At 49.6% G+C, this 5,190-nt stretch carries 2 tRNA genes and 3 rRNA genes; all 5 read left to right on the top strand.

From position 1 onward, the window contains the following. Window position 1: 1 nt before the first annotated feature. The 5 genes from B7721_RS00125 to rrf all read left to right on the top strand — a co-directional run bounded on the left by B7721_RS00125 (window position 2) and on the right by rrf (window position 5,190). Window positions 2–73: transfer RNA gene (locus B7721_RS00125), tRNA-Glu, on the top strand. A 230-nt stretch (window positions 74–303) separates the two neighbouring features. Further along, window positions 304–1,850, top strand: a 16S ribosomal RNA gene (locus B7721_RS00115). Between the two features lie 51 nt (window positions 1,851–1,901). Continuing rightward, window positions 1,902–1,974 (top strand) — tRNA-Ala (locus B7721_RS00110). Between the two features lie 121 nt (window positions 1,975–2,095). Next, window positions 2,096–4,998: ribosomal RNA gene (locus tag B7721_RS00105) — 23S ribosomal RNA — on the top strand. Between the two features lie 76 nt (window positions 4,999–5,074). Further along, a 5S ribosomal RNA gene (gene rrf / locus B7721_RS00100) occupies window positions 5,075–5,190 on the top strand. The 16S, 23S and 5S rRNA genes sit together here with 2 tRNA genes alongside, the layout of an rRNA operon.

Here is a 5,190-nt window from a genome sequence, read left to right as displayed (position 1 = left end):
AGGTCCGTTGGTCAAGGGGTTAAGACACCGCCTTTTCACGGCGGTAACACGGGTTCGAATCCCGTACGGACTATGGTGTATTGCGGTTAAAAAAACTTGAAAAAAGTTTAAAAAATCTGTTGACAGAGACAGGTAGCTGTGATATACTAATATAGTTGTCGCTCGAGAGAGAATGAGTGACAAAGACCTTTGAAAACTGAACAAGACGAACCAATGTGCAGGGCACTATAACAGAAGTTATAGTACTGAACAATGAAAAAACAATAAATCTGTCAGTGACAGAAATGAGTGAGAACTCAAACTTTTAATGAGAGTTTGATCCTGGCTCAGGACGAACGCTGGCGGCGTGCCTAATACATGCAAGTAGAACGCTGAAGGAGGAGCTTGCTCTTCTGGATGAGTTGCGAACGGGTGAGTAACGCGTAGGTAACCTGCCTGGTAGCGGGGGATAACTATTGGAAACGATAGCTAATACCGCATAACAACAGTTGTTGCATGACAGCTGTTTAAAAGGTGCAATTGCATCACTACCAGATGGACCTGCGTTGTATTAGCTAGTTGGTGGGGTAACGGCTCACCAAGGCAACGATACATAGCCGACCTGAGAGGGTGATCGGCCACACTGGGACTGAGACACGGCCCAGACTCCTACGGGAGGCAGCAGTAGGGAATCTTCGGCAATGGACGGAAGTCTGACCGAGCAACGCCGCGTGAGTGAAGAAGGTTTTCGGATCGTAAAGCTCTGTTGTAAGAGAAGAACGAGTGTGAGAGTGGAAAGTTCACACTGTGACGGTATCTTACCAGAAAGGGACGGCTAACTACGTGCCAGCAGCCGCGGTAATACGTAGGTCCCGAGCGTTGTCCGGATTTATTGGGCGTAAAGCGAGCGCAGGCGGTTAGATAAGTCTGAAGTTAAAGGCTGTGGCTTAACCATAGTACGCTTTGGAAACTGTTTAACTTGAGTGCAAGAGGGGAGAGTGGAATTCCATGTGTAGCGGTGAAATGCGTAGATATATGGAGGAACACCGGTGGCGAAAGCGGCTCTCTGGCTTGTAACTGACGCTGAGGCTCGAAAGCGTGGGGAGCAAACAGGATTAGATACCCTGGTAGTCCACGCCGTAAACGATGAGTGCTAGGTGTTAGACCCTTTCCGGGGTTTAGTGCCGCAGCTAACGCATTAAGCACTCCGCCTGGGGAGTACGACCGCAAGGTTGAAACTCAAAGGAATTGACGGGGGCCCGCACAAGCGGTGGAGCATGTGGTTTAATTCGAAGCAACGCGAAGAACCTTACCAGGTCTTGACATCCCTCTGACCGCTCTAGAGATAGAGTTTTCCTTCGGGACAGAGGTGACAGGTGGTGCATGGTTGTCGTCAGCTCGTGTCGTGAGATGTTGGGTTAAGTCCCGCAACGAGCGCAACCCCTATTGTTAGTTGCCATCATTCAGTTGGGCACTCTAGCGAGACTGCCGGTAATAAACCGGAGGAAGGTGGGGATGACGTCAAATCATCATGCCCCTTATGACCTGGGCTACACACGTGCTACAATGGCTGGTACAACGAGTCGCAAGCCGGTGACGGCAAGCTAATCTCTTAAAGCCAGTCTCAGTTCGGATTGTAGGCTGCAACTCGCCTACATGAAGTCGGAATCGCTAGTAATCGCGGATCAGCACGCCGCGGTGAATACGTTCCCGGGCCTTGTACACACCGCCCGTCACACCACGAGAGTTTGTAACACCCGAAGTCGGTGAGGTAACCTTTTAGGAGCCAGCCGCCTAAGGTGGGATAGATGATTGGGGTGAAGTCGTAACAAGGTAGCCGTATCGGAAGGTGCGGCTGGATCACCTCCTTTCTAAGGATAAGGAACTGCACATTGGTCTTGTTTAGTCTTGAGAGGTCTTGTGGGGCCTTAGCTCAGCTGGGAGAGCGCCTGCTTTGCACGCAGGAGGTCAGCGGTTCGATCCCGCTAGGCTCCATTGGTGAGAGATCACCAAGTAATGCACATTGAAAATTGAATATCTATATCAAATAGTAACAAGAAAATAAACCGAAACGCTGTAGTATTAAAAGAGTTTATGACTGAAAGGTCAAAAATAAGGTTAAGTTAATAAGGGCGCACGGTGGATGCCTTGGCACTAGGAGCCGAAGAAGGACGTGACAAACGACGATATGCCTTGGGTAGCTGTAAGTAAGCGATGATCCAGGGATTTCCGAATGGGGGAACCCAACAGGTACTACCTGTTACCCACATCTGTTAAGGATGTGAGGAGGAAGACGCAGTGAACTGAAACATCTAAGTAGCTGCAGGAAGAGAAAGCAAAAGCGATTGCCTTAGTAGCGGCGAGCGAAACGGCAGGAGGGCAAACCGAAGAGTTTACTCTTCGGGGTTGTAGGACTGCAATGTGGACTCAAAGATTATAGAAGAATGATTTGGGAAGATCAGCCAAAGAGAGTAACAGCCTCGTATTTAAAATAGTCTTTGTACCTAGCAGTATCCTGAGTACGGCGGGACACGTGAAATCCCGTCGGAATCTGGGAGGACCATCTCCCAACCCTAAATACTCCCTAGTGACCGATAGTGAACCAGTACCGTGAGGGAAAGGTGAAAAGCACCCCGGGAGGGGAGTGAAATAGAACCTGAAACCGTGTGCCTACAACAAGTTCGAGCCCGTTAATGGGTGAGAGCGTGCCTTTTGTAGAATGAACCGGCGAGTTACGATATGATGCGAGGTTAAGTTGAAGAGACGGAGCCGCAGGGAAACCGAGTCTGAATAGGGCGAATTAGTATCATGTCGTAGACCCGAAACCATGTGACCTACCCATGAGCAGGTTGAAGGTGCGGTAAGACGCACTGGAGGACCGAACCAGGGCACGTTGAAAAGTGCTTGGATGACTTGTGGGTAGCGGAGAAATTCCAAACGAACTTGGAGATAGCTGGTTCTCTCCGAAATAGCTTTAGGGCTAGCGTCGACATAAAGATTCTTGGAGGTAGAGCACTGTTTGGGTGAGGGGTCCATCCCGGATTACCAATCTCAGATAAACTCCGAATGCCAATGAATTATGGTCGGCAGTCAGACTGCGAGTGCTAAGATCCGTAGTCGAAAGGGAAACAGCCCAGACCACCAGCTAAGGTCCCAAAATAATTGTTAAGTGGAAAAGGATGTGGGGTTGCACAGACAACTAGGATGTTAGCTTAGAAGCAGCTATTCATTCAAAGAGTGCGTAATAGCTCACTAGTCGAGTGACCCTGCGCCGAAAATGTACCGGGGCTAAAACAATTTACCGAAGCTGTGGATACCTTTATAGGTATGGTAGGAGAGCGTTCTATGTGTGGAGAAGGTATACCGTGAGGAGTGCTGGAACGCATAGAAGTGAGAATGCCGGTATGAGTAGCGAAAGACAGGTGAGAATCCTGTCCACCGTAAGACTAAGGTTTCCAGGGGAAGGCTCGTCCGCCCTGGGTTAGTCGGGACCTAAGGAGAGACCGAAAGGTGTATCCGATGGACAACAGGTTGATATTCCTGTACTAGAGTATGTAGTGATGGAGGGACGCAGTAGGCTAACTAAAGCAGACGAATGGAAGAGTCTGTCTAAGCAGTGAGGTGTGATATGAGTCAAATGCTTATATCTATAACATTGAGCTGTGATGGGGAGCGAAGTTTAGTAGCGAAGTTAGTGACGTCACACTGCCAAGAAAAGCTTCTAGCGTTTAAATATACTCTACCCGTACCGCAAACCGACACAGGTAGTCGAGGCGAGTAGCCTCAGGTGAGCGAGAGAACTCTCGTTAAGGAACTCGGCAAAATGACCCCGTAACTTCGGGAGAAGGGGTGCTGACTTTAGGTCAGCCGCAGTGAATAGGCCCAAGCAACTGTTTATCAAAAACACAGCTCTCTGCTAAATCGTAAGATGATGTATAGGGGGTGACGCCTGCCCGGTGCTGGAAGGTTAAGAGGAGTGCTTAGAGGTAACTCGAAGGTATGAATTGAAGCCCCAGTAAACGGCGGCCGTAACTATAACGGTCCTAAGGTAGCGAAATTCCTTGTCGGGTAAGTTCCGACCCGCACGAAAGGCGTAATGATTTGGGCACTGTCTCAACGAGAGACTCGGTGAAATTTTAGTACCTGTGAAGATGCAGGTTACCCGCGACAGGACGGAAAGACCCCATGGAGCTTTACTGCAGTTTGATATTGAGTGTCTGTACCACATGTACAGGATAGGTAGGAGTCTATGAGATCGGGACGCCAGTTTCGAAGGAGACGTTGTTGGGATACTACCCTTGTGTTATGGCCACTCTAACCCGGATAGGTTATCCCTATCGGAGACAGTGTCTGACGGGCAGTTTGACTGGGGCGGTCGCCTCCTAAAAGGTAACGGAGGCGCCCAAAGGTTCCCTCAGAATGGTTGGAAATCATTCGCAGAGTGTAAAGGTATAAGGGAGCTTGACTGCGAGAGCTACAACTCGAGCAGGGACGAAAGTCGGGCTTAGTGATCCGGTGGTTCCGTATGGAAGGGCCATCGCTCAACGGATAAAAGCTACCCTGGGGATAACAGGCTTATCTCCCCCAAGAGTTCACATCGACGGGGAGGTTTGGCACCTCGATGTCGGCTCGTCGCATCCTGGGGCTGTAGTCGGTCCCAAGGGTTGGGCTGTTCGCCCATTAAAGCGGCACGCGAGCTGGGTTCAGAACGTCGTGAGACAGTTCGGTCCCTATCCGTCGCGGGCGTAGGAAATTTGAGAGGATCTGCTCCTAGTACGAGAGGACCAGAGTGGACTTACCGCTGGTGTACCAGTTGTCTTGCCAAAGGCATCGCTGGGTAGCTATGTAGGGAAGGGATAAACGCTGAAAGCATCTAAGTGTGAAACCCACCTCAAGATGAGATTTCCCATGATTTTATATCAGTAAGAGCCCTGAGAGATGATCAGGTAGATAGGTTAGAAGTGGAAGTGTGGCGACACATGTAGCGGACTAATACTAATAGCTCGAGGACTTATCCAAAGTAACTGAGAATACGAAGTGTGAGGTTTTCTTGGTATTTGATAGATATTCAATTTTGAGTAGGTATTACTCAGAGTTAAGTGACGATAGCCTAGGAGATACACCTGTACCCATGCCGAACACAGCAGTTAAGCCCTAGAACGCCGGAAGTAGTTGGGGGTTGCCCCCTGTGAGATATGGAAGTCGCTTAGC

Source organism: Streptococcus oralis subsp. oralis (assembly GCF_002096445.1).
Classification (GTDB): Bacteria; Bacillota; Bacilli; order Lactobacillales; family Streptococcaceae; genus Streptococcus; species Streptococcus oralis_N.
This window is presented reverse-complemented; position numbering and strand designations above follow the sequence as displayed.